At 44.7% G+C, this 580-nt stretch carries 1 protein-coding gene; it reads left to right on the forward strand.

Annotated features, from left to right (window positions below; genetic code table 11):
* Positions 1–580, forward strand: a 580-nt coding sequence (locus HOLDEFILI_RS18065) for a reverse transcriptase domain-containing protein (RefSeq protein ID WP_006061400.1), incomplete at both ends; no start/stop codon positions are given.

Below are 580 nucleotides of genomic sequence, written 5' to 3' on the forward strand. Positions count from 1 at the left end.
AACCCCCATCTTTGAAAAGGAATTCTCAGAAAACAGCTACGGATTCCGCCCGGGAAGAAAAGCGGAACAAGCGGTAATTAAAGCACTGGAATTCATGAACGATGGGTATGACTGGATCGTGGACCTGGACCTCTCTAAATTCTTCGATAATGTGAATCAGGATATTTTGATGATCTTGGTTCACAAGGTGATCAAGGACCCGGATACAGAATCCTTAGTAAGACGAATCTTACAAGGAGGTGTGTTGGTAGAAGGTACTTATGAAGAAACGAAGATCGGAACAGCACAAGGATCCCCGATCAGCCCACTTCTGGCGAACATCTATCTGAATGAGTTTGACAAAGAGCTAATGTCGAGAGGGCTGCATTTTGTACGATATGCGGACGATTGTATAATCTGCGTAAAAAGTGAAGTGGCAGCGAATCGAGTCATGAGCTCAGTCACAAAATGGCTAACAGAACACCTGCGTGTAGAAGTGAACGCGACAAAGACGAAAGTAGCCAGACCGAAGGAGATCAAATATCTGGGATTTAGCTTCTACCAGAAGAATGGAGAATGGAAGCCGAAACCCCATATCAAG

It is taken from the genome of Holdemania filiformis DSM 12042 (assembly GCF_000157995.1).
Lineage (GTDB): Bacteria > Bacillota_I > Bacilli_A > Erysipelotrichales > Erysipelotrichaceae > Holdemania > Holdemania filiformis.